Source organism: Rufibacter roseolus (assembly GCF_017916365.1).
Taxonomy (GTDB): domain Bacteria; phylum Bacteroidota; class Bacteroidia; order Cytophagales; family Hymenobacteraceae; genus Nibribacter; species Nibribacter roseolus.
This window is the reverse complement of record NZ_JAFMSU010000002.1, coordinates 17,172-40,801: the sequence shown is the minus strand read 5'-3', so window position 1 is coordinate 40,801 and position 23,630 is coordinate 17,172. Positions and strand designations below refer to the sequence as shown.

Annotated in this window: 15 protein-coding genes; 2 read left to right on the top strand and 13 right to left on the bottom strand. The window is 51.1% G+C overall.

What is annotated here, in order from left to right; genetic code table 11:
• Positions 1 to 7: 7 nt before the first annotated feature.
• From J3P35_RS09260 to J3P35_RS09220, 9 genes are all read right to left on the bottom strand, one after another.
• Positions 8 to 1,126, bottom strand: coding sequence for a glycoside hydrolase family 76 protein (locus tag J3P35_RS09260; protein ID WP_210464229.1), 1,119 nt, complete (start codon positions 1,124 to 1,126; stop codon positions 8 to 10).
• Between the two features lie 76 nt (positions 1,127 to 1,202).
• Positions 1,203 to 3,506 carry a GH92 family glycosyl hydrolase gene (locus tag J3P35_RS09255; protein ID WP_210464227.1) on the bottom strand — a complete coding sequence of 768 codons (2,304 nt, stop codon included), beginning with the start codon at positions 3,504 to 3,506 and terminating at the stop codon, positions 1,203 to 1,205.
• 211 nt (positions 3,507 to 3,717) lie between these two features.
• Positions 3,718 to 4,455, bottom strand: coding sequence for a basic secretory protein-like protein (locus J3P35_RS09250; protein ID WP_210464226.1), 738 nt, complete (start codon positions 4,453 to 4,455; stop codon positions 3,718 to 3,720).
• 29 nt (positions 4,456 to 4,484) lie between these two features.
• The gene (locus J3P35_RS09245) at positions 4,485 to 5,393 is read right to left on the bottom strand and encodes an ROK family protein (protein ID WP_210464224.1); all 909 of its coding nucleotides are present in this window, start codon (positions 5,391 to 5,393) and stop codon (positions 4,485 to 4,487) included.
• 183 nt (positions 5,394 to 5,576) lie between these two features.
• On the bottom strand, positions 5,577 to 7,889 hold the full coding sequence (locus J3P35_RS09240) for a GH92 family glycosyl hydrolase (protein WP_210464222.1): 2,313 nt from the start codon (positions 7,887 to 7,889) through the stop codon (positions 5,577 to 5,579).
• Between the two features lie 163 nt (positions 7,890 to 8,052).
• A complete protein-coding gene (locus J3P35_RS09235; protein ID WP_210464220.1) occupies positions 8,053 to 8,973 on the bottom strand; it encodes a PorP/SprF family type IX secretion system membrane protein in 921 nt (306 codons plus the stop codon).
• A gap of 15 nt (positions 8,974 to 8,988) precedes the next feature.
• The gene (locus J3P35_RS09230; protein WP_210464219.1) at positions 8,989 to 12,069 is read right to left on the bottom strand and encodes a T9SS type B sorting domain-containing protein; all 3,081 of its coding nucleotides are present in this window, start codon (positions 12,067 to 12,069) and stop codon (positions 8,989 to 8,991) included.
• 112 nt (positions 12,070 to 12,181) lie between these two features.
• Entirely contained in the window at positions 12,182 to 14,005 is a 1,824-nt protein-coding gene (locus J3P35_RS09225; protein WP_210464218.1) for a RagB/SusD family nutrient uptake outer membrane protein, read from the bottom strand.
• A gap of 10 nt (positions 14,006 to 14,015) precedes the next feature.
• On the bottom strand, positions 14,016 to 17,255 hold the full coding sequence (locus J3P35_RS09220; protein ID WP_210464216.1) for a SusC/RagA family TonB-linked outer membrane protein: 3,240 nt from the start codon (positions 17,253 to 17,255) through the stop codon (positions 14,016 to 14,018).
• A 1,331-nt stretch (positions 17,256 to 18,586) separates the two neighbouring features.
• On the opposite strand from J3P35_RS09220, the gene J3P35_RS09215 reads away from it, so the two are divergent.
• A complete protein-coding gene (locus J3P35_RS09215) occupies positions 18,587 to 19,621 on the top strand; it encodes a LacI family DNA-binding transcriptional regulator (protein WP_210464214.1) in 1,035 nt (344 codons plus the stop codon).
• 22 nt (positions 19,622 to 19,643) lie between these two features.
• Here the strand turns inward: J3P35_RS09215 and J3P35_RS09210 are convergent, their stop codons facing one another.
• The 3 genes from J3P35_RS09210 to J3P35_RS09200 all read right to left on the bottom strand — a co-directional run bounded on the left by J3P35_RS09210 (position 19,644) and on the right by J3P35_RS09200 (position 22,075).
• Positions 19,644 to 20,426 carry a LytR/AlgR family response regulator transcription factor gene (locus J3P35_RS09210; protein ID WP_210464212.1) on the bottom strand — a complete coding sequence of 261 codons (783 nt, stop codon included), beginning with the start codon at positions 20,424 to 20,426 and terminating at the stop codon, positions 19,644 to 19,646.
• A complete protein-coding gene (locus tag J3P35_RS09205; protein ID WP_210464210.1) occupies positions 20,407 to 21,456 on the bottom strand; it encodes a sensor histidine kinase in 1,050 nt (349 codons plus the stop codon). Before J3P35_RS09205 ends, J3P35_RS09210 begins: the two co-directional genes overlap by 20 nt.
• Before the next feature lie 91 nt (positions 21,457 to 21,547).
• Positions 21,548 to 22,075: a hypothetical protein gene (locus J3P35_RS09200; RefSeq protein WP_210464208.1), complete on the bottom strand. Its 528-nt coding sequence runs from the start codon at positions 22,073 to 22,075 to the stop codon at positions 21,548 to 21,550.
• 480 nt (positions 22,076 to 22,555) lie between these two features.
• Between J3P35_RS09200 and J3P35_RS09195 the strand changes: the two genes are divergently transcribed.
• Positions 22,556 to 22,726 (top strand): hypothetical protein, encoded by a 171-nt coding sequence (locus J3P35_RS09195; RefSeq protein ID WP_210464206.1) that lies wholly within the window; start codon positions 22,556 to 22,558, stop codon positions 22,724 to 22,726.
• A gap of 174 nt (positions 22,727 to 22,900) precedes the next feature.
• Here J3P35_RS09195 and pgl read toward each other — a convergent pair whose 3' ends face one another.
• Complete coding sequence (gene pgl, locus J3P35_RS09190) at positions 22,901 to 23,623, bottom strand: 6-phosphogluconolactonase (RefSeq protein ID WP_210464204.1); 723 nt, start codon at positions 23,621 to 23,623, stop codon at positions 22,901 to 22,903.
• Between the last annotated feature and the right edge of the window lie 7 nt (positions 23,624 to 23,630).

Below are 23,630 nucleotides of genomic sequence, written 5' to 3'. Positions count from 1 at the left end.
ACTAAAGCTATTCCTTGGGAGGGCACACCTGCATCATGCCCACCACGCTGCTGGCCTCGTAGGACTGAATGGTGCCGGTGGGGCAAGCCACCCGGTAGTCTCTGAAAGTGAGATCACGGGCTTTATCCCGGTTTTTCCAGGCCAGGGTGATGTTGTCCTGAATCCAGGGAAGGTACTGGGGCTGGTTCGCGTCTTTGATGAGCATCATGATGTAGCGCCCGAAAATGGCTTTCAAGACCCCTTGCTCGTTCCAGTCGCCCTCGGCGGGAAGAATGCCGTTGGCGTCGCTCATCTTCTGCTTCGTGTAATCGGCGGCCAGTTTGGCGTCATTCAGATAAGACTCGGTGCCGGTGGCTTTGTACAGCATCACCGCGGCCCCGATGCAGGTTCCCTGGTTGTAGGTGTAATCGCTCCAGCCCACGTTGCCCTGGACCACGTGGATGTTATCGGCCACCCGGCCGTTGTTGAACAGATTGGCTCTGGCCCACGAGTAAATGGTCTTGGCTTTGTCCAGGTACTGCTCGTCTTTGGTAATCTTGTACAGCTCCATGGCCGCGATAACTGTGGGGTAATTGATGCAGGCGTTCTTGCCGTCTTTCGCAAAATTCCAGAACATGCCGCCGTTCACGGGGTCATAGGATCTACCCCATACGTTCTGGAATCCTTCTTTGGCTTTGTCCAGGTACACCTGGTTGCCGGTGATCTGGTACGCCCGAGCCAGCGAGATGATCCACCACATCATGTCATCATAGATAAACCACTCGCGGGTGTTGTTCCAGTTATAGCCGTCGTACTCCTGAAATCCGCCCTGGTACATATCATTCACCAGTTTCAACTGATTCGCGTCTTTGGTGCGGTTATAGGCATCCATGGCGATGTCCCAGTAAATGGCCTGCGTCCAGATGGCGCCCAACCCAGTCTTGGCCGAGGTGCTGTAATACAGTTTTGCCTCCGGATTGTAAAAATGGGTGTTAAACGCAGTATAGGCGGTGTTCACATCGGCGGCGGTGAAGGAAGCCGTTTCCACGGGTTTGGTTGGGGTTACCTCCTCCTCTTCCTTCTCGCTGCCGCAACCAAGCAGCAACAACACCAACGCTGACAAAGAGAGACACTTGAACTTATTCATTTTCTTTCGTTTGAGTGATGAATGCCCCGTTGGACAAAGCAATTGAGCGCACCTGATTCTGGGTTGAAAACAAGGTCTACTTCTTGCCTAATTCTATCTCCTGTCCTTGGCCAGGAGCCGATAACGAGAAAGGCTTGTTTTCGGCTTTGATGCCCCGGTTCAAGGCTGGTTTGTCGCCCATCACGAAGCTCAGTGTTCCGCCCGCCACGATGTCGGCGTGCCGGATATAGTTGTGGTCATAGGGTTTGCCGTTGAGCGTAGCCGACTGGATGTACACGTTCTGCTTGCTGTTGTTTTTGGCTTCCACGGTAAACTTCTTGCCGTTCTCCAGCGTGACGGTGGCTTTCTGGAACACCGGGCTCCCGATGACATACTGGTCGGTGCCGGGGCACACGCTGTAGATGCCCATAGCGCTCAGCACGTACCAGGAAGACGTCTGCCCCTGGTCCTCGTCGCCGGGGTAACCGTTCTCGGTGGAGTTGTACAGGCGGTCCATCACCATGCGCACTTTCTCCTGCGATTTCCAGGGCTCACCGCCGTAGTTGTAGAGGTACGGCATGTGCTGGATGGGCTGGTTGCCGTGCGCGTACTGGCCCATGTTGGCCATCACCATCTCGGTCATTTCGTGGATCATGCGGCCGTAGGAACCCACCTTCACCGTGTTGGGCACACTGAACACCGAGTCCAGCTTGGCCGTGAACCGCTTCTCGCCGCCCATCAGTTTGATCAACCCTTGGATATCCTGGAACACCGACCACTGCCAGTGCCAGGCGTTGCCCTCGGTGAAAGGGCCGCCCCACTCCACCGGATCGAAATTGGGCAGCCACTCACCATTTTCTTTGCGGCCGCGCATGAACCCGGTGCTGGGGTCATACACGTTTTTGTAGTTGTACATATTCCGGGCGAAGAGCTGCTCATAAAAAGAGTTGCCCGTGAGTTTGGCCAGTTGGTAGCCGCAGAAATCGTCGTAGGCGTATTCCAGGGTTTTCGCGGTGGCTTCGCCGTGCCGCGGCATGGAAACGTAGCCCAGCGTGTAGTAGTCTTTCCAACCTTCGCGGCCGTTGGCGGGTCCCCAAGGGCCTTTGTTCGTGGCCTCGTGGTAATAGGCGTCCAAGGCGCGCTTGGGATCAAAGGTGCGGATGTTTTTCACCCAGGCATCGGTGAGAAGCGAGATGGCGTGGTTTCCGATCATACTGCCCGCCTCGCCGGGGAACGACCAGGACGGCAACCAACCGCACTGGTCCTTGGCATCCAGCAGCGCCACCATGTAGCGGCCGTGCATGGTGGGGTGCAGGATAGAGTTCAGCGGAAACTGCGCCCGGAAGGTGTCCCAGAAACCAGTATCGGTGTACATGTAACCTTCGTGCACTTTGCCGTCATACGGACTGAAATAGTAAGGCTTGCCGTCTTTGTCGTATTCAAAAAATTGGCGCGAAAACAAACTTGCCCGGAAAAAGCAGGAATAAAAGGTAGCCTTTTCTTCTTCAGTACCGCCCTCTACCATCACGCGGCTCAGGTGCTTGTTCCAGACTGCTTCGGCGGCGGCTTTGGTGTCTTCCAGTTTCTTGTGCTTGCCCAATTCTCTGCTTAAAGTGAGTTCGGCCTGCTCCGGGCTGATGTACGAAGAGGCCACTTTCGCCTGCACTTTTTCACCATCTTTGAACTGCACGTACGCGCCAATACCCTGCCCTTCGCCGGACAGATTGCCCGCGGAGATTTTGCCACCTTTGTTTTCCCAGGTTCCCTGATTTATGAAAGGTTTGTCAAAAACGACCACGAAATAGCTTTTGAAGTTGTCCTTCAGCCCTCGGCCGTTGTGCACGTACCCGATGATCTTGCGCTCCTTGGGAATGATCTTCACCATGCTGGCGCCGGTGTACCCATCCAGCACGATGTAGGAACCCTCGGTCTTAGTAAACGAGAAACGGGCGTGCACTCCGCGCTCCGTAGGCGACATCTCGGTGGTGATGTTGTTGTCCAGCTTTACCTTGTAGTAGTGAGGTTTGGCAACCTCATTGGCGTGGCTGAACTTGGTGGCCCTTTTGTCCTCGTGTACCTCCAGTTTCCCGATCACCGGCATCAGGGAGAACACCGCGTAGTCATTGGACCAGGAACTGCACTGGTGCGCCTGCTGAAAACCTCTGATGGTGTTTTTGGAATATTGGTATTTCCAGCCGTCGCCGTTCTGCCCGGTTTGGGGGGTCCAGGTGTGCATGGCAAACGGCAGCGCGGTAGTTGGGTAGGTATTGCCGCGGGTCAGGTCAAACGACGAGTTGGTACCCTGCAAGGTGTTCACATACTGCACCAGGTTGGGCGTACCGGCGTAGAGTAAGGCGCTCCAAAGGCAAAAAAAGGAAAGGACGAGGGATCTTAGTTTCATCTGTGTCTGGGGTAAAACATTTGAAAGCGTAAGCGTAATCAAAACTGATCCATGCCGGTTTTCTGCTGTTTTACAGAAAACAAGCTGAAATCAGAAAAGCTAATCAAAAGGTTAGAGCAAGGTCATAAAACGTTTTAGCAAACGTGCATTTATCCAGACAAGAAGTAAGATTTGTCTGCTGCCCTATGCCCATAAAATAGTTGCACTTTGATCACAAAGCAGGATTCGTGGCGTACTGCTGCCACAATTCATCCACGGTTTTGCCGGTCAGTTTCACCCAAAGCTCAGGCGTATAAGTTTTCTTCCGTAGGGCGGCATCCAAGGTGTCTACTATCTTGGGGTTCTTGTTCTTTTCCAGCCACGCCAAGAAACGGCCGGTGATGCGGTAGCTGTTGGTGTAGTGGTGCTCCGGTTTGAAAGGTGTCAAAGACCAGCCTCCGCCGGCATTGTCTACCCCGAATTTGTAGCGCACGTAATCCGTGATGCCCTCAGTGAGCCAACCCGGGCCCGCGTCATGCGGATAGGCCTGTACCAAATGGAACACCTCATGGGTAACCACATCAATGTCGCCGGGGTGCTGCAGCATCCAACCCGGGTTATACCGGATAATGCCATCACTAGCCGCCGCCACTCCCTGGTAAGCCGGGTCAATGATGAAGGTGACTTTTTTGGTGGTGTTGGGGTTGAACCGGGCCGCTTCCTGAGGATACACTTTAAAGAAGGCATCCATCATCCGTTTTTTGATCTGTTCGCCCTGCTGCGCGAAAGCCAGGTCCCGGTTATAAAAAATAAGGGTGTAAGGCCCTTTGGTGACAGAATCCTTGCTTATGTAGGCCCCTATGTAGGTCCAGTCATCTATGCGGGCAATGTTCTTTCCCGGTTGCCCAGCCTGCGCGCGCGCGGTTAGCGAACCCACGAAAAATAAAGAACCCAGGAGTAAGCGTTTCATAATACTTCAGAAATAGAGATAAAACAGATTTACTTTCTTATGGCATTCGCAACTTCCTCTTTCTCCAGGAAGCTGCCTTTCCAGGAACTGGCCGCCCCAATCAAGGCCGACTCCTCCCCCAACTCGGCGACCCGGATGGGAATGTGCAAAGCCGCGTCTTGCAGGTGCTTCTCCAGTTCCCCGGAGAACAGAGGATAGGCTTTGGAGATGTTCCCGCCGATCACCACCATTACTGCGTCATTGCGTTCCACGGCTGTTTTTATGAAATCGGCCAGATTCTGTCCAAACTCATCAAAAACGGTCTGCACGGTTTGGTTTTGAGGCGCCAGGTCAGCGAGTTCTTTTACTCCGGTCACTTTCTGACCGGTGAGTTCAAAGAACCGATTCACGAACCAGCGGGTAGACAGGTAATCCTCAGCGATGCCTTCTTTGAAGGGCGAGTTCCAGAGATCCGCGTCTTCCACTTTGCCGTGGTGGCACCAGGCAGAGCCCAGGCCAGTACCTAAAGTCAATCCCAGCACCTGCTCCACCCCTTGGGCTGCTCCGCAGAACACCTCGCCCAGCAGAAAGCACTCGGCATCGTTCAGAAACCGGATGTCATCAGCCTGCATCAGGAGCTTCTCGGCCAGCAACTCCTTTACATTGAGTTTGTAGAGGATGTCATATTTGTTCTGGTCTTTGATGAGGGAAACGCCGTTGGGGTAATCAAAAGGACCCGGCATGGCAATCCCTATTTTACCGGAGAAAGTGCCGTCAAACTTCTGGGCCTGCTGTATGACCTCACACCAGTTGTCTATGATCTCGTTTACCGAGCCCTGGGTGTTTATTTCCTTCCTCACGTAGCTTCCCGAAACAAGGGCACTCGTTTCCATATCCACAAGGGCTGCGGAGATATGCGAACCTCCTACATCAATTCCCACTACTGTTGTATGATTCATAAAATATGATTTTGAACCTGGTGAAAGCCCCGCGCAGGTTAACCAAGACCTGTGCTTTGCCTTACTTAAACTATTTCCTTCTGCTAAATTTTGGACTTCCTGATCAACCCTCTCATGAGCAGGGATACTGAACCCCGCTCACCAGAGGATTGATTTACTTCTTAGGGTTGCTTCTCTTCCAGTCTATTCCCCGTTCTGGGTCACGTACTGTGGTTTAGAGAATGAGAAAGGCAGGGCGCTTTCCTCGGTTCCACGTTTGGTGTTGGGTTTGTCAGCCATGTCGAAGAGCAGTTTGGCGCCTTTCATCAACTCGAAGTGACCCACCCAGTTTTTCTCGTGCTTCTTGCCGTTTAATTTCAGGTCTTGCACGTACAGATTCTGCGCAGAGTTGGCCGGGGCCTCAATCTCCACCTTCTTGCCGTTCTCCAGCTCCAGGGTCATCTTGGGGAAGAGCGGCGCGCCGAGCACGTACTGGTCGGTGCCGGGACAAACCGGGTAGAAGCCCATGGCTGAGAACACGTACCAGGCCGAGGTCTGGCCGTTGTCTTCGTCGCCGCAGTAGCCGTCTGGCGTGGGCTTGTACATGCGGTTCATGGTCTCGCGTGCCCAGTACTGGGTTTTCCAGGGCTCCCCAGCGAAGTTGTAAAGGTAGGTCATGTGCTGGATGGGCTGGTTGCCGTGTGCGTACTGGCCCATGTTAGCGATCTGCATCTCGCGGATCTCGTGGATCACGCCGCCGTAGTAGGAGTCATCGAACACCGGCGGTAGGGTGAACACTGAGTCCAGCTTCTTCACAAAGTTCTGCTTGCCTCCCATCAGGTCAATGAGGCCCTGCACGTCATGGAACACGCTCCAGGAATAGTGCCAGCTATTACCCTCGGTGAAGGCGTCGCCCCACTTGAAGGGGTTGAACGGAGCCTGGAACTTGCCGTCCTTGTTCTTGCCGCGCATCAGGCCAGTAGCCGGGTCATAGAGGTTGCGGTAGTTCTGGCTGCGCTTGGCATAGAGGTCAATCTCGGCCTCTGGTCTCTTCAGGGCTTTGGCCAGTTGGTAGATGGCAAAGTCGTCATAAGCATACTCCAGGGTGCGGGCGGCGTTCTCGTTGATGTTCACATCGTAGGGCACGTAACCCAGCTTGTTGTAATACTCCACGCCCTTGCGGCCGATGGCGGTAATTGGGCCTTCGTTATTGGCCCCGTGCACCAGCGCCTCGTAGAGTTTCTCAATGTCATAGCCACGCAAACCTTTCATGTAAGCATCCGCCACTACCGAGGCCGAGTTGTTCCCGATCATGATGTCTGAGTAACCCGGGCTGGACCACTCGGGCAGCCAGCCACCCTCCTTGTAGTCGTTGATCAGGCCCTCCTGCATCTCCTTGTTGATGGCGGGGTACATGAGGTTCAGGAAAGGATACAAGGCCCGGAACGTGTCCCAGAAACCGGTTCCGGCGAAGCGGTAACCGTCGTGCACCTTGCCGGTGTAGGGGCTGTAGTGCACTGCCTTGTTCGCGGCGTTCAGCTCATACATCTTGTGAGGGAAGAACAGCGTGCGATACAAGCAGGAGTAGAAGGTGCGTTGCTGTTCCTCGGTACCACCCTCCACCTTGATACGGCCCAGGGTCTTCTCCCAGCGCTCCCGGGCTTTGGCCATGGTCGCATCGAAGTTGTCCTGCGCCAGCTCGCGGCTCAGGTTCAGCTCGGCCTGCTCCTGGCTGATGAAAGAAGAAGCCACTTTCAGGTTCACCTTTTCGCCTTTGGCCGTCTTGAACCCGATCACCGCCCCCGAATGGTTGGAGGTCAGTTCCAGGGAATCTCTGCCAGTCAGCGTCTTGCCGCGGAAAGTACGGGCCAGAATAATAGGTTTGTCAACGTAGATGACGAAGTGGTTCTTGAACTCCTTCAGCGGGCCGCGGGCGTATTTGGTGGTGTACCCCACAATCTTCCGCTCTTTGGGCAGCACCTTCACGTACGAGCCTTTGTCCAGCGCATCTATCACGATGAAAGAGCTGTCAGATTTGGGATAGGTGAAGCGGAACTGGGCGGCACGCTCGGTGGGGGTGAGTTCGGCGGTCACGTCATGATCAGCCAGGTAGACGCCGTAGTAGTAAGGCTTGGCCGTCTCAGACTTGTGGGAGTACCAGCTGGCGCGCCCATCCTGATCGAACTTCATCTTTCCGGTCACCGGCATGATCACGAACTGGCCGTAGTCATTCATCCAGGGCGACGGCTGGTGCGTCTGCTTGAAGCCCCGGATTTTGTCGGCGGCGTAGGTGTAGGCCCAACCGTTGCCCATGGTACCCGTCTGGGGCGTCCATAGGTTCATGCCCCAGGGCACAGCCACCGCCGGGTAGGTATTCCCGTTGGAGAGTTCAGGCTTGGAATCGGTGCCCATCAGGGGGTTCACCAGATCCACAGGAGATACTTCAGTTTTTTTAGAGACCTGAGCGGAAGAGAAGAACGGTACGCTTGCCAGAATCCAAATGAAGAGTTTTTTCATTTATAAGAAGCTTTTATGGTGCCAGAGGGCGATTTGAGAATTTGTAGAAAACCTACCTGCAAGTTAGAAATCCTATCCATCCAGTAACCCTGGCGGACAGGCGTTTTGAGGCGGTTTTCTACAAATCAATGCTAAAACGTTTTAAGAACCCAATATAGCAATTTTATTGCACGTTCCAGAGAGAGGCTCTGAGCCCAAGTTCAAAGCTTCCTTTCATGCCGGTAAGGCTGTTCAAGGCCGATGAGCCGGTGGTGTACATTCCGGTAAGGGCCAGTCTTCTTTTCACATCAGCCCCAAAGCCAAAGGTCACGTTCTTTGAGCTGTGGTACATCCCAAACACATTGAACTGGTTGTCCATGAACGACAGGTTGGCACCGGCATCCAGGAGGTCATCAAATCCTTTCACTCCCCGATACACCACTTTGGGTTCTACCCCAACCCCTGAGCCAAGGGTAACTTTATAGCTGGCGGCGGCAAAGTAGGTAGAGCGGTTCACGGTGTTGTTCTCATTGAGACTCTTGTCCAGAAAAGCCCTGATATTGGGAAAAGAGCCCTGAATCGTGAGTTTGGAATCGGTGTAGGCGACCCCAACTTCCCCCTCCACATAGGGACCCTGGTCGTTGAACCGGGCCACGGTTTGGTCATCCACGTCCCCTACCATCTCGTCCATGTCAAGCTGCTCATTCACCACGCCCGCAGATAACCCGAAATGCAATTGGCGGGTGCCCTGGTTCAGGGGCAGGTGGTAAGAATACGTTGCCATGGCCCTGGATCTTTTGATCAATCCTTCACTGGTCTGCCCCAGGTTCACCCCCAAGCCTACTCTGTTTCCAAGGCCGTACTCAGCGGTGATGGCCTCCGTGGTGGGAGCATCTGAGATGCTCCCCCACTGGTTGCGGTAATGGAGGTTTACCCTAAGCCCTCCGGTTACCCCAGCCATGGCCGGATTAGCCAAGTACTGATTCTGAAAGTAAATCGCTCTCAAGGGGTTGATCTGAGCCGCACCTTCCTCTACCAGCGCCAGGCAGCAGAAGAGAAGAAGAAAGAAAGGCAATCCCTTTTTTAGGTTATATAGCTTTTTCATATGGCTTTCTGTTTTTTAATCACGGATAATGGTGAGGGCTCCTTTGGCGGAAGAAATACCGGAACCTAAGTCAATCACATAGTAATACACGCCTTGTGCCAGCGGTGAGCCCTGGTATGTTCCGTTCCAGTCATTGGCATAGTTCTCTTTTTCGTACACCACCCTTCCGGCGGTATCAAATACCTTCAGTTTGCTGCCTGGGTAAGTATTGATGTTCCAGATCACCCAGACATCGTTTTTACCATCTCCATTTGGCGTGAGGATGTTATTGGCCTGCAAACCAACTCCCCCTTCAACCTGCACAGTGAATTCAGCCTCTTTGGTACAGCCTTCGGCGGTGCTGGCAGTCACTTTATAGACATATCCTTGGGTTGGTTTGATTAACAGCTTATTGCTGTTCTGACCACTGATGATGCCCGGACCGTTGGCCCAGGTATAGGTGTAGCCTTCTTCGCCGGTCACCGTCAACTGGATGGTCTCCCCTCTGGGTACTTTCCCATTCCGGTCAGCAGCCACGCTCATGTTCAGTTCATAGGAAGTGATCTTGAAGGTTCTGGTGAAGGTATCGGTACCATCGTTCAAGGTCCCCCCGTCATCTTTCACGGTCACAGTCACGGTAGCATCGCCCGTCTGGCCTTCCACCAGTTTGTAGGTAAGGGTAGCCTTGCCGTTCTCCACGGTGCTCACCGATAAATCGCTGAAGAGGGCGCTCCGGTTGGTGGAAACCAACAGGTTGACTTGTTGTCCAGCTTCAGGCCCTGCGGTGATTCCCTCTAAAGGAATGGTATAAGCGTCTATCACGTTGCAGCTTTTTTGATCCGCGATGGCTGCCATAGAAGGCGCCTGGTTAGAGCCGTTGGTAATGGTTTGGGCCACGGCAGAGTAAGGCGCGCTAATTCCTGAGGTCTGGCTGTACTCGTTGAAAGGCCTGATTCTGTAGTAATAACGGGTGGCTAACTTGAGTCCTTCGTCAGTGAAAGTGGTTACGTTTGCGGCAAGCGTTTGGAGCAAAGTATAAGAGGTACCATTTGTAGACCGCTCAATCTGGAAACCGGTTTCGTTTTCTGCCCTATCTGTCCAGTCTAATTTCACCTGATTTTCTGACAAGGTGGTTGCCACCAGGTTTTGGGCCGGCAGAGGCAGTCTTTCATCATACAGGGTGGTCCCACTCACCACCGGGGAAAAGATTGAAGCGTAAGTTGCTCCTTTTGCCAACACTTTGTAATAGTACGTGGCAAGCACCCCTAAATTGGTATCTGTATGATTGGTGACGCCGGCCTCTACCTCTTTCAGCTTAGAGAAGGCAGTTCCATCTGTAGAACGCCACACTTCGTACCCGTTTTCGTTCGCCACATCATTCCAGTTGATGGTGATGGCACTCTCGGTGATGTTGGTCAATCGAACGTTGCCTGGCACAGCCGGTACATTCTGGGGGATCCCCCAAATCATCAGCTCCGTCATCTGGATGGCATCACTGGAACCGTTGTTCACCGTAATGTCCAGCTTGTAGTATTTAAAGGCAGTGTTGTTCTCAAAAGAGAAAACCCTGTGCTGGAATCTGGAAGTGAAGCGCTGGTTTCTTCTGGTATCCAGAATAGTCCAGTCGGTTCCGTTGTTTGATCCTTGCAGGGTCCAGTCTTTGGGATCACGCTCCGGGGCATCGTTGGCCGAAACAATGGTGTATTTGGTCACTATATCAGTTGGGGAGGTTGACTCATACTGCACCCACAACGTTCTGTTGGGCGCTTCCAGGAATTTACTCTCCAGGTTGTTGTCAATCAGCTTAGGGGAGTTCTCATTGGGGTTATTGTCATTATCCTTGGAAACGGTAAGGGTTCCGCCGTTATCCGTGATGTCTACCAAAGCACCGCTGTAGTTCAAGGTGGTGATATTCTTCACAGGGGAAAACCCCGAAGGACCGTAAGCCCCTACAGCTCTTACCCGGTAGAAATAACGGGTTGCCCGGTTTAAGCCTTTGTCATAGTAAGTGGTGGTGTTGGCTGCTAAATCAGCCACCTTGGTAAAAGTAGTTCCGTCAGTGGACCGCTGCAGTTCAAAGCTGGTTTCGGTGCCGGCATTGTCTGTCCAGGTAAGATACACTTCGTCACCAGCCGTAGAAAAGCCACTTAACGCAGACGGAGCCAAAGGAGGAACCCCTTCAAAGAGCCGCCATTCTGCCAACTGGAAGGTGCCACCATTCTTGAGGGCACTAATGAAGAAGCGGTAGTAGGTATAAGCGGTGGAATTGGTAAGGGTGTACGTCTTGGTCTGGAAGCGTTCAGAGAACATCTCTCCGGTACGGGTATCCAGCACAGTCCAGTCGGTTCCATTGTTTGATCCCTCTATTCTCCAGTCCTTCGGGTCACGGTCTGGCGCGTCATTTGCCGATACCAACGTGTAGGTGCCGGCAATGGCCGGAGCAGTAAGTTGGAGTTGGATCCACTGAGAACCCGGAAAATTTGACAAAAACTTGGTGTTAGGATCATTGTCAATCACTTTGGGCGAACCTTCTCCCGCATTCTGGCCTCCATCGTTTTCTTTGAACACCGTCAACACGCCTCCTCTTTCGGTGATATCAGGGGTGGAAGCCGCTTCAAACAGACGCCACTCTGCCAACTGAAAGGTGTTGTTCGCCTTGATGGCGGATATATTCAGGCGGTAGTACTTATAGGCCGTAGAGTTGTTCACAGAATAGGTTTGGGTGAGAAACCGCTCAGGGAACATTTCTCCGGTACGGGCGTCAAGTTCAACCCAGGTTGTCCCATTGTTGGAGCCTTCAAATTTCCAGTCTTTGGGATCACGGTTGGGGTCATCGTCTGCCGAGACAAGGGTATAGGTTCCCACCACCGCCGGCTCAGTGAGCTCGAACCTCAGCCATTGCATGTTTTCAAAATGGGACAGGAATTTGGTGTCGGGGTTATTGTCAATCACTTTGGGAGAACCTTCCCGGGAACTTGCCCCAGAGTCATTCTCCTTGAATACCGTGAGTACCCCTCCTTTTGACGTAAGATCATCCTGTGCGGCGGCTTCGTTTATGACGCTAAAGAAAATCAGCGCACAAAAGACCACCCTCACAAATTGTAGTAGTTGTTTCATATATGATTTTTTAAGGATATATGGAAAATCTGAAGATGCTTATAAAACCCTGTGGTTCAATGGAGAGCTAAGTCCAGGTTCAGGAAGTCTTTCCCTGAACTTAGCCCAACCCTTACCAACCCGTATTTTGCACCAGTAACTGGTTAATGTTCATTTCATTTTGAGGAATTGGCCACAGATAATGCCGCTTGGTGAACACCCTGGTCTCAAAAGGCACCTTGTTGTAGAAGTTGTTGATATCCGGGGCAGAGATATCCAGGGCGAAGGTTGGTCCATTGAAGGCTGTCTCCGCAATTTTCCATCTCCTAGCGTCAAAGTAGCGCACGTTCTCAAAGGCAAGCTCCACCCTACGCTCTTTCCAGATGGCTTCTCTTACCGCAGCCTGACCAGTTGGGGCCTCTAATTCTGCCGAACCATATTCCGGTATTCCTGCCCGATTTCTGATAAGATTGACATAAGTAAGAATGTCCGGATGACCTGGGCTGTATTCATTCAGGGCCTCGGCATAGTTCAGGTAGATTTCGGCCAGCCGCATCATAACATAGGATCTGCCACCGTTGCGCCAGTCGCCAAGACTCATGTTCTTTCTCACAATGTAGCCAGTGGGCGTGTAGTCATTTCCGGCCCCTGAGTTTTTACCGGAGTTGCCGTTGAACCAGGTTCTGGTGACAATGTTGCCGGTGTTCTGATTCAGCCACAAGCTGTTGTCATAGGTGATGCCCACATAGAACCGGGGCTCTCTGTTTACCCATTGGTTGAAAACCTGTCTGGCCTCTGTGTCATTGGGCGCCTTGAAGCTGGTAAACCCTGTGGCCATATACCCCGACTTTGGATCGTTAATGGATCTTCCGTTTGCCGTGAAATAGGCATCCACAATGTGCTGGGTGGCCCCTAGACCGCCACTCCCTTTTGCTTCTGCCTGCGCCCCGGCATGGAAAGGAGTCATTTCATACTGTCTGGGGTTAATACCCGCGTCTACCCTGGCGAAGATGACTTCCTTGTTCCACTCATCCAGGAAAACATCACGGGTGGAGAGATAAGGATCAAACTGACCTTGCGCATTGTTCTTCCGGTACAAGTCAAAAGTGCCCGGCACGAATTCATCAATAAAGGATTTGGCAGCATCAGCGGCTAATTTCCACTTATTGACGTCATATTGTTGGTTGATGAGCTGTTTTCCGTCTTTGCCAACCAGAGAAGCATAGTCTGCATTTCCGTTGAACAAGGGGCTGGCTGCATGTAACAACACCTGCGCCTTGATGGCTTGCACGTATGACCTGGTCATGCGGCCGTAGTTCTGTTCTGTTGCTACTGCCGGAAGATCAGCGGCAGCCGCGTTGAGTTCTGCAAGCACATAGGCTACGCATTCATCATAGGTGTTTCTTGGAAGCTTTAGTTGGTCAGCGGGAGCGTCTACCGGAATGGACTCATTGCCCACCAGAACTACCGGACCATATAAGCGCATCAAATAGTAGTAGTACAACCCTCTTAAAGCCCGGGCCTCCGCTTTGTAGCGCTTCACCAGCGCTCCATCAGCGCCACAGTCAGTACACTGGTCCACGTTCTCAATGAACACGTTAGCCCTTCTGATTCCCCGGTAGAAGTTTGACCAAATGGAGTTCACAAATCCTGAGGTAGGGTCCCAGGCACCAATGTTCACTGAGTTACTTCCCACGAAGCCCCAAACGTACTCTGCCTCGTCAGAGGCCGCGAGCCAAGGCCCCACGTTTCCATCCCCGCCTAACCCTCTTTGGCTTACATCATCCGGAATCTGGGAGTACACATTCGCCAGGTATTGTTCTACGGTGTTTCTATTCTTAAAAGTAGATTCCAGCGTCAACCGGTCGTCGGGCACCTGGTCCAGGAAATCGTCGTTGCAGGAGAAGTTCAGGCTTGTAAGCAAGCCTACAAGTATGATCGATTTTATCTTTTTCATTTTCAGAAAATTAGAATTGGAGATTAAAGCCTAAAGAATAGACTGAAATATTAGGGTATCTTGCTCCGTTTCTGGTGAGCAACTCAGGATCCCATAATTTGAAATTACTGAAGGTCAACAGGTTCACCCCTCTTAGATACACCCGGGCGTTTCCTATCCCTATTTTCCCGGAGATGGCACTGGGAATGGTGTACCCAATCTCAGCCGTTTTCAACCGCAGAAAGTCTACTTCTTTCAACCACCAGCTGCTGTACTGGTTGTTGTTGTTGCTTCCGTTCGCTCCTGATCCGTAAGACAATCTTGGGTAAAACGCATTAGGGTTGGGGTTTTCCTCGGTCCAGCGGTCTAAAGCAATTTCATACAGGTTTTCTCCGCCGCCGTCGCCACTGAAGGCTCTGATGCTGCGTCCTTCCAGCACAATATCAGCCTCGGCCTGACCTTGGAAAAACAAACTGATATCCAAGCCTTTATACCCTAAGCTTGTCCCGAAACCATAAGTGAGCGCAGGCACATCTCCCTGACCTATTTTGGAAATGTCATTGGCATCAATGCGGCCATCACCGTTCAAATCTTTATATCTGATGTCGCCGGGCTGAACTCTGCCAAACTGAACGGGATACTGATCTCCGTCTTCTGGGGTGATGAACCCATCTTTGTTCACATCGTCTTCAAAGCTGTAAAGTCCCAGGGCGGTGTAGCCCCAGTTAGCCAATAAAGGCGCTCCTCTTCTTTCTAACCAAGGATAAAGCTGGGCGGGCTGGTCGTTCTCAATGATTTTATTTCTGTTGTAAGAAAAGGTGCCTCTAAAGCCCATGGAGAAATCCCCGATGTTCTTGTCGTAGTTGATAGAGCCATCAAAGCCTTTGTTTTCCACGATACCCAGGTTACCGGAAGGGATGGAGGTAAGCCCCACGTAGGCAGGCACGTCTCCTCTGGCCACAAAAGCACCTTCTCTACGGTCTTTGAACACATCGAAGATGATGCCCAGGCTGCTGTTGAAGGCGTTGATCTCAATACCAATGTCTTGCTTACGGGCCTCTACCCAGGTAACTGCCACACCATAGGTTTGCTCAATAATACCCCCAATCCCTGCTCTGTTTCTACCAAAAGTATATCCTCGGACATTATTGTCAGTAACATTTCCTAAGAAGGCAAATCTACCTGCCCCGGAATCAGAGCCTACTTTGCCATCGGTGTACCTAAGTTTCAGGAAATTGATGGTGTTGGACAATGGTTCGAAGAACTTCTCATTGGAGATTACCCAGCCCAATCCAAAGGCGGGAAAGAAGCCGTATCGGTTTGCCGGGTCAAAGTTCTCTGATCCGTTGTATCCAATATTCACCTCTGCAAAGTACCTGTCATCAAAGGAATAGGTCGCGCGGGAGGCTATACCTTCTGTTCTAAAAGGAATGGATTCTGTGAAATTGCCCGCAAAAGCATCTGAGTAGTCTGACCGGTTGCCTAATACCAAGCCACTGATTCGGTGTTTGCCAAAGGCTCTGTCATAGTTCAGGGCGCCTTCCATGTAGAATCTTCTGTTACCACCGTTCATCCGGTCATAAGATAGAAAGTTCTGTCCTGAGAAGGTTGGCGCTGTGCCAAGGTTCAGGGTTCCATCCGGATTTCTTGGGTTTACCGGATCTACAATCCAGGTGTCTTCCCGCTTACTTCTCCTGATGAAATGCTGGTTGAAAGCATCAAAAGAGAACATAGCGGTGGCTGATAAACCTTCTGTTACCTGATCCAGCTTCTGCGTTAGTCTTAAGTTGGAGAAAAGCTGGTTTTTGTTTTCGTTCTGATATCCTCTCAGGGCCGCATCGGCGTAAGGGTTCCGGGACCCTCCGTTTGAGGTTCTGCCGGGCACAAACCCTCCCGGGTACATTACCGGGTATTCTACCGGGCTGATCTCCAGTGCCGAACTATAGATGGTGGCGGCGTTTTCTGCCGGATAATTACCAGTAGCGATGTAGCCCTGGATGCCCAGGTCAACTTTGGTGGTCTTGGTAAGGTCCAGCGTCACATTAGAGGTGACATTGTAGCGGGTGAACCGGGTTGTGGCGTTATATTGGGCAATGGCATCTGTATTGAACAGGCCAGTTTCATCATAATACCCTAAAGACACATAGTACTTGGCCTGCGGAGAGCCCCCGCTCACGTTTAAGTTAGCATTGCGGTTTTTACCGCTTCGCTCAAACACTTCATCTAACCAGTTGACATCTGGGTAAACAAAAGGATCTTCGCCACTGGCCGTTTTATCAATGAACTCCTGACTGTACTTGGGGGTAGGAATGCTTCCGCCGGGCTCCCGCCGGGTGTAAATTGCCTCATTGGTGAGATTCATGTAATCTACGCCACCTATGAGTTTAGGAACCTTGGTGAATTGGGTGATGCCCTGGTTATAGTCAAACGTTACTCTGGGCTTTCCTTCCTCGCCTCTTTTGGTCATGATCAGGATTACCCCGTTCGCTCCTCTCACCCCATATACCGCCGTGGCGGAGGCGTCTTTTAGGATTGTGAATGACTCCACATCCTGGGGGTCAATGTTGTTCATGGACCGTTCTACCCCATCTACCAGCACCAGCGGAGCGCTGGAGCCACTTAAGGAGGCAATTCCCCTGATCCAGATATCGGCGCCGTCATAGCCTGGCTGCCCGGAACGCTGCACGCCGGTTACCCCTGCCACCCGGCCCGCCAGCATGGTACTGATGTTAGCAACCGGTTGGTCTAACTCTTTCACCGATACCGAAGACTGGGCACCCACGTTGCTGATTTTTCGCTGGGTACCGTAAGCTACCACCACCACTTCATCCACTTTGGTCTGGTCCTCATCCAACACTATGTCAATGGATGCTTTCCCGCCAATGGCGATTTCTTTAGACAGATAACCGATATAAGAAACTACCAAGGTACCACTTTCAGAGGGGGCGTTGATGGAATAGTTTCCGTTGACATCGGTGGTGGCGCCGATGGCGGTGCCTTTCACGCTCACGGAGGCCCCAATCAAAGGAGATCCGGTTTTATCGGTCACTTTGCCTTTTACCTGAAAATCAACCCTGGCCCCTGCTCTCGCCAGCTGTCGGGATTTCACGGCGAGTCCGGTATTCTTTTTAGAAGCCTTTTCTCCAATTGCCTGGGAGGGTACCGCACTACTCACAAAGCAGAATCCTGCCAGAACAACCTTGAGCCATAGCCCCCGATTTTTCTGGGTGTAACTGCTGAGCAGGAATTTTAAGGGTAAATCTCGTTTCATATGGTTCTTTTTATGTTGAGTATGGCTTAATTCTCATCTAAGGTGATCTGGCTGTTTATTTCTGTTTTGCAAATCATATAGATAGGGCAACCTGTTTTGTCTATTCCCGCAACATTGCAAAGCGTCTTTTCACTTTATTTATTGTTAAATCGTTTTAGCATGTACTTAAAACAAGGTTCCTCTCTCAATCCATTGCATGATGTAAAATGTGTTTATATAGCTCGTTCCGCATAGCAAATCCATCAACTTCTTAAAAGTCACCTTCTGTTAAAGCACGGCCAACCACTCCGGAGCCCCAGGGCAATGGAAAACTCAGAGTTATTCTGATTAAAGAACTAAGCACCCTGTGGCTGGTTTATAAGCTTATACTGCTCTATATTCCCTGCCATTACCCTTTTAGACTTTAATATTCTTATGCTAAAACCTTTTAGCAATTAAGTGTTAAAAAACCTTAGCAGGCGTGGTTATGAAAAATCTAAAATCTTGAAAGCTGTACTCTATATGAAAACCGCAGAAGATTATCTGCGAGGAAAGTAAGAAGGAACTCTGAGAGGGACTCACCAAAAACTTGGCTTCCCTCTTTCTGACCTTAAGACAGTAGGCAAAACATCCAAGTTGATGAATACCTTTTATCCTTCAGGTGAGATGTTAAAAGAAAGGCTTGTAAAATTTCGTAATTAAAACGGCTTTTGCTCTTCTCTCTTTAACAATATGATAAAAGAGCAAACATTATTTTTAAAAAGCAAGAAACGAACAAAAAAATATTTAACTCATTGAATATTGAATAGCAAGGCGACCATGCTCCTATTTCCGCCCATCTTTGTTATTTGCCGCATAATGCCATTATGCCACCGGTTCATTTTTCTACTCTTAGCCTCCAAAGACCATATAGATTCTATAGATATATAATTCAAACAGGTCTATGCCAAGTAAACTACCGGAGCGATAAAGTCCAGCATACTGGTTTTATTGGCAAATGCGCTTAGGTACATTCTTTAACGTAGCCTATTTTAAGCTCATTTTTCTCAATCGAGCCCAAAACACCAGACTTTGCCTCTCCTATTATGAAAAGGTTATGTCCTTGAATTCATTTCAGTTCTTGTGCCGGGTAGTATCCTTTCCTTTTTTGCTTAATTTCACTCGGCAGAAGAAGACATGGTTTCACTTCTGGCCACAGATTAGAATTGGCACCTCCCCTACTGCCTTGTTTGAATCAAAAGGTGGCTGGAACATTCCGTTTGGTCTGTCCCAAGCCAAGTACTGCTTTCCTATTGAGAGATGATCTCTGCACAGGCAAAAGCACCGAACCTGTTATTATATATTGAAGAAGGATGAAAAAGCGGCTTTCCATAAGAGACATCGCGCAACAACTGAATATCTCCATTACTACGGTCTCTTTCATCCTGAACGGGAAAGCCAAAGAAAAGCGGATAAGTGAGCACGTGACGGAGCGGGTATTGAAGTTGGTGGAAGAACTTGATTACAAGCCCAACCAGATTGCCCGAAGCCTGAGGACCGGCAAATCAAAGATCATCTGCCTCATGGTGGAGAACATCTCCAACGATTTCTTTTCCAGCGTGGCCCGGCACATAGAAGAGAATGCCTTTGAACAGGGCTACAAGATCATTTACTGCAGCACAGAGAACAAGCCCGAGAAAACGCGCGAACTGATCAAGATGTTCAGGGAGCGGAATATTGATGGCTACATCATCTCCCCCCCGGAGGGTATAAAGGAGGACATCCAGTCTTTACTCGATGATAACCTGCCGGTAGTGTTGTTTGACCGTCTTATCCCCGGCCTCCAGACAAACCACGTCATGATTGACAATTTCAACGCAACCTACACCGCAGTAAACCATCTGGTGGAACAGGGCCACAAGAATATTGCCTTCGTTACCCTTGACTCTAACCAGACCCAGATGAAAGACCGTCTGGGCGGCTATATCAGTGCCATCAAGGAACACCACCTGGAAACGTATATCCAGATGGTAGCCTATGAAGAATCCGCGGAAAAACACCTTGACGTTTTCGCGGCGTTTTTGAAGAAACACCAGGAAATTGACAGTGTGCTGTTCGCCACGAACTACCTGGCCACCGCCGGCATTGAGGCGCTGAATAAACTAGGCCTGCAGATTCCCGCAGATGTGGCCATAGTTGCCTTTGATGATCTGGACTTCTTCAGAATCTATCAGCCTTCCATCACCGCCATTGCCCAGCCTATTGAAGAGATGTCAAAAAACCTCATAGACATTATCCTGAAGAAGCTGGAAGGATTGCCTGAGCCGGAAAACCGATCTGAGGTAGTATTGCCTACCACATTGATTGTAAGAAGTTCTTCTGCACGGAGCCAGCCTAAATCCTCCTGATTGGCTAGCCTTAAAACGAGGGCTACTCCCCTAACCAGGCCCTGAAATCCATTGCCTTCTCGCGGCTGATCATGATCTCTTCCTCGGGATCTGGGGTCAGGCCGATTTTCAGTTTGGCGTTCAGGTCCTGGCTTACTCTCGTAACCGCCGCGAAGTTGACGATGAACTGCCTGTTGGCTCGGAAAAAGTCTTTGGGGTTGAGCGACCGCTCCAGCTCTTCCAGGGTGAAATCCACCTGAAAACACCGGCTATCTTTGGTGCGGAGGAAACTCACCTTTTCTTTCGTGAAGAAATAAGCTACCTCCTGGCAGATGACGGGGAACATGCGCTGCCCTTGCCTGACCAGAATACGGTCACGATAGAGTTCTGCCGAAAGGGGGCGCTGCTGGTTTATTTCCTGCAAAAGGGCTTCTATGTTCACTTGGTTCGGAGCCTTGTCGGTGAACACCTTTCTCATGTTCCTGAGCTTGAGCAGGCTTCTTTGCAGTTCTTTTTCCTGAATGGGTTTTAAAAGGTAATCCACGCTGTTAAGCCGGAAAGCTTTAATGGCATGCTCATCATAGGCGGTGGTGAAAATCACGGGGCAGGTAACGTCTAACTGCGCGAAGATCTCAAAGCTTTGCCCATCACTGAGTTCAATATCCAGCAGCAACAAATCCGGGGCGGGATTCGCTTGGAGCCATTGCACGGTGGAAGCCACGCTGTTTAGGACGGCCTCTATCTGGCTTTGGGGCTCCAGGGCTTCCACCATCTTGCGCAGCCGTCGCGCCGCGATAGCCTCGTCTTCAACGATGAGAATACGCATACTGCCTGGGGCTTATCAATGGAATCTGGATTCTGAAAACGGCATCGGTCTCCTGGATGGAAATCTCAGACTGGTTCAATAAATGGTACTTGGCCGCCACGTTCACTAAACCCATTTTGTTGGAGGGCACCGTGGCTTTGCGCTTCTGCAGGTTATTCTCCACCACCAGATGGTCAGACCCATCGGCGTAAATGCTGATGCGGAGCGGCGAGGCCTCTGAAATGATATTATGTTTCACGGCATTCTCCACCAGGATTTGCAGCGTGAGCGGCGGTAAAAGAAAGGCTTTCAGGTCAGGGGACAAGTCAATCTCCAGGGACACGCCCTTTTCAAACCGGGTTTGCAGCAGGTAAAAGTAGGCCTCAATAAAGGCCAGTTCCTGCTCCAGGAAAATAAGCTCCTTCTCGTTGCTCTGCAGCAGGTACCGGTAGATGTGCGATAGTTCGTCCACAAATCGGAGGGCCCGTTTTGGGTCTTCCTCTATGAGCCCTGAGAGGGAGTTGAGGCTGTTGAACAGAAAGTGCGGGCTCACCTGGTTCTTCAGGGACTCAAGCTGGCTCTGCAGGTTTCTTTTCTTCAACTCCTCGGTTAGCCTCAGCGATTCTTTCCACTGGTCCAGGTAGTAGGCAGACTCGTAGGCGATGGCAATCAGCTGGCAGAAGAACAAGGTCATGCCTATGCTGTACAGGTAACTATAGAGGTTCAGGTCCGCAGGGTTCCAGAAGCCCAGTAAGGTCTCCATCCAGACGTGCCAGCTCCCCACCACCACCGAGAGGACCACCAAAGTACCCGCTAACCACAAAAGCCGGGGTTTAAGTCCTTTCAACCCTTTAAATCTGGAGCGGGTAACCCGGATGGCCAAGCGCGTGCCCTCCCACATCACAAACGTAAACAGCAACTGCCACAACAGCACCTTGGCCACCGACTCCTGCCCCTGCGTGATCCGCTGCAGGTAAAAGAACAAAAAGAGAATGAGGTTCTGGATGAGCATGCCTGCTTTCCTAAGCCTGGTATCGTGTAGTTTCTCCATTTAGGGCTGCTTCCGGGAGTAAAATCGCGTCTCTTAATTTAAGCAAAGTTTCCCAGATTCAGCCCCTATACGCCGCGGCATTCCTGAACGGTCAGGCCAGCTGCATTTCCTGCCCTAACCCTACCAAGGTCTGTTTCCGGGTGAAAATTCCCTTCCGCAGGGCAACATACACTAGCAGCATAATCGCCACAGAGGTTATCACGGGCAGCAAGCTGAGCGGATTGAATGGGAACAAGGGAAGGCTGATCAAAATCTGCAGGCAGCATGCTTTCACCAAATTCCGGAAGCGCTGCTCTCTCCCCAGGCAGATCTGTTTTACGCTCCTGAACAGATACCCATTGATAATGGCCAGCAGAACCCCAAACTGAATAAGGGTATAGAAACGCATGTCATAGACAAACGTGCCGGCCCGCATCTTTATCAACGCCACGGCAATCACGGCAATGAGGTGCGCGCAGATATTGAGCAAGGTATACTGGGCCAGAAAAACCAGGAGAAAAGTGAATACCATCCCCTTCTTATTCAATGGTTTGCTCCGGTGGATGACATACGTAAAAACGGCGCTTAAAAACACCGTCACCACTAGTATAATGCTGTCGATAAGCTGGGTTTCTAACATGGCTCTAACTGATTTAATGGTTCTTGTTCAGATTATTCTAAATTTCTTCCTCCTACTGAATTAAAAATAAGAGTTAGAAAAGGACCATAAAACCTTGTTTTACCCAAGTGTCAGAAATGGGCGCTGAACCGTCATAGGCCATATCTGAAGGGAAAGATGCCCCGCCATTGTAAAGTGGTTAACTGGATAGATTCACCTAATGGAGCATGCTCGTGGTGCGGAAACCCACCCCTACCCCTCCCAGGAGGGGAATCTCCTGCTTTGGGTTCACAGGCTCCAGTCTAAGATACGCCAGTTATAATCTAGCCCTTGGCTCACCTATAAAGTCTTTAGTTCGTCTATGAAGTCTCTGGTTCAAATTTTCAACTTGGACCTACCATGGGCTGAAGTTTTCAACTTCAGTGGGGCGACAGCCTCAAGAAGGGTTTTAAGGATTAAGTCTTTCCAGGTTTGTGCCAGGGAGAAAACCCAGAGTACAGGATGAAACGAATCTACTCTGTGGAGGGAAGTACAACAACCACGGGTTTTCTGCTTCAGGCAATGAAAGGTTGTGTTGATACCATGCTTCGTTTCTACCCTCTTTTCCTGAAAACAGCTGCAAAACGAAAAGCCCCAGCTATACGCCAGGGCTTTGATTTTATTCAATGTTAAGCATTCTGCTTTCCCCTTCAGGTTTTCCTCCGCAGGATGGTTCCTGGTAGAGATTTATCCAGTTTCAAGTCCGATTTCCCACATGAAGATCGACTCAAAAAAACCGCCACTCACTCACTCACTCACTCACTCACTCACTCACTCACTCACTCACTCACTCACTCACTCACTCACTCACTTTGCCAGCAGGCTGGCGGCGGCTTTATCCACGAGCCAGAGGGTTTCTCCCTGGGCTGGCTGGATGAGTTGGGAAGGGTACTGCTCCGGGTTCCGGTCGCCTTCTAGGACTTCACGCAGGGCTTTGGCTTTCTTCTCCCCGAAGGTCATGAACACGATCTTTTTGGCCTGGTTGATACAAGGCGCCGTCAAGGTGATGCGGTACATGGATTGGGGCTCCAGGTAATAGGCCTTTACCAGCCGCTCCGTCTCACGAAGCACGGGCGTGCCCGGGAACAGCGAGGCGGTATGGCCATCGTCGCCCATACCTAGCAGAATAAGGTCAAACCTTGGTGCCTGTCCATTGAAGTGGTTTAGGAGCCGTTTTTCATAAATCAGGGCAAAATCCTCGGGGGACTGCTCTCCCCACATGGGAAAGATATGGCTCTTGGAAATGGGCACGTGGTGCAAGAGCGTTTCAAAGGCCATCCTGGCGTTGCTGCGGTCATCGGTGAGGTTCACCCAGCGCTCATCGCCCCAGAAAACGTAGGTTTTATCCCAGGGTACCAACTCGCGGTAAGGAGATTGGGCCAGCAATTTATACAGTTGCTCCGGTGAGGAGCCGCCCGTGAGGGCCACCGTGAAGCGCCCATGCTCCTGCACAGCCTCCTGCGCACTCTGCACAAAAATCTCCACCGCTTCTTTGCTTAGTTGAGCGGTAGATTCAAACACCTTGATCATGGTACCT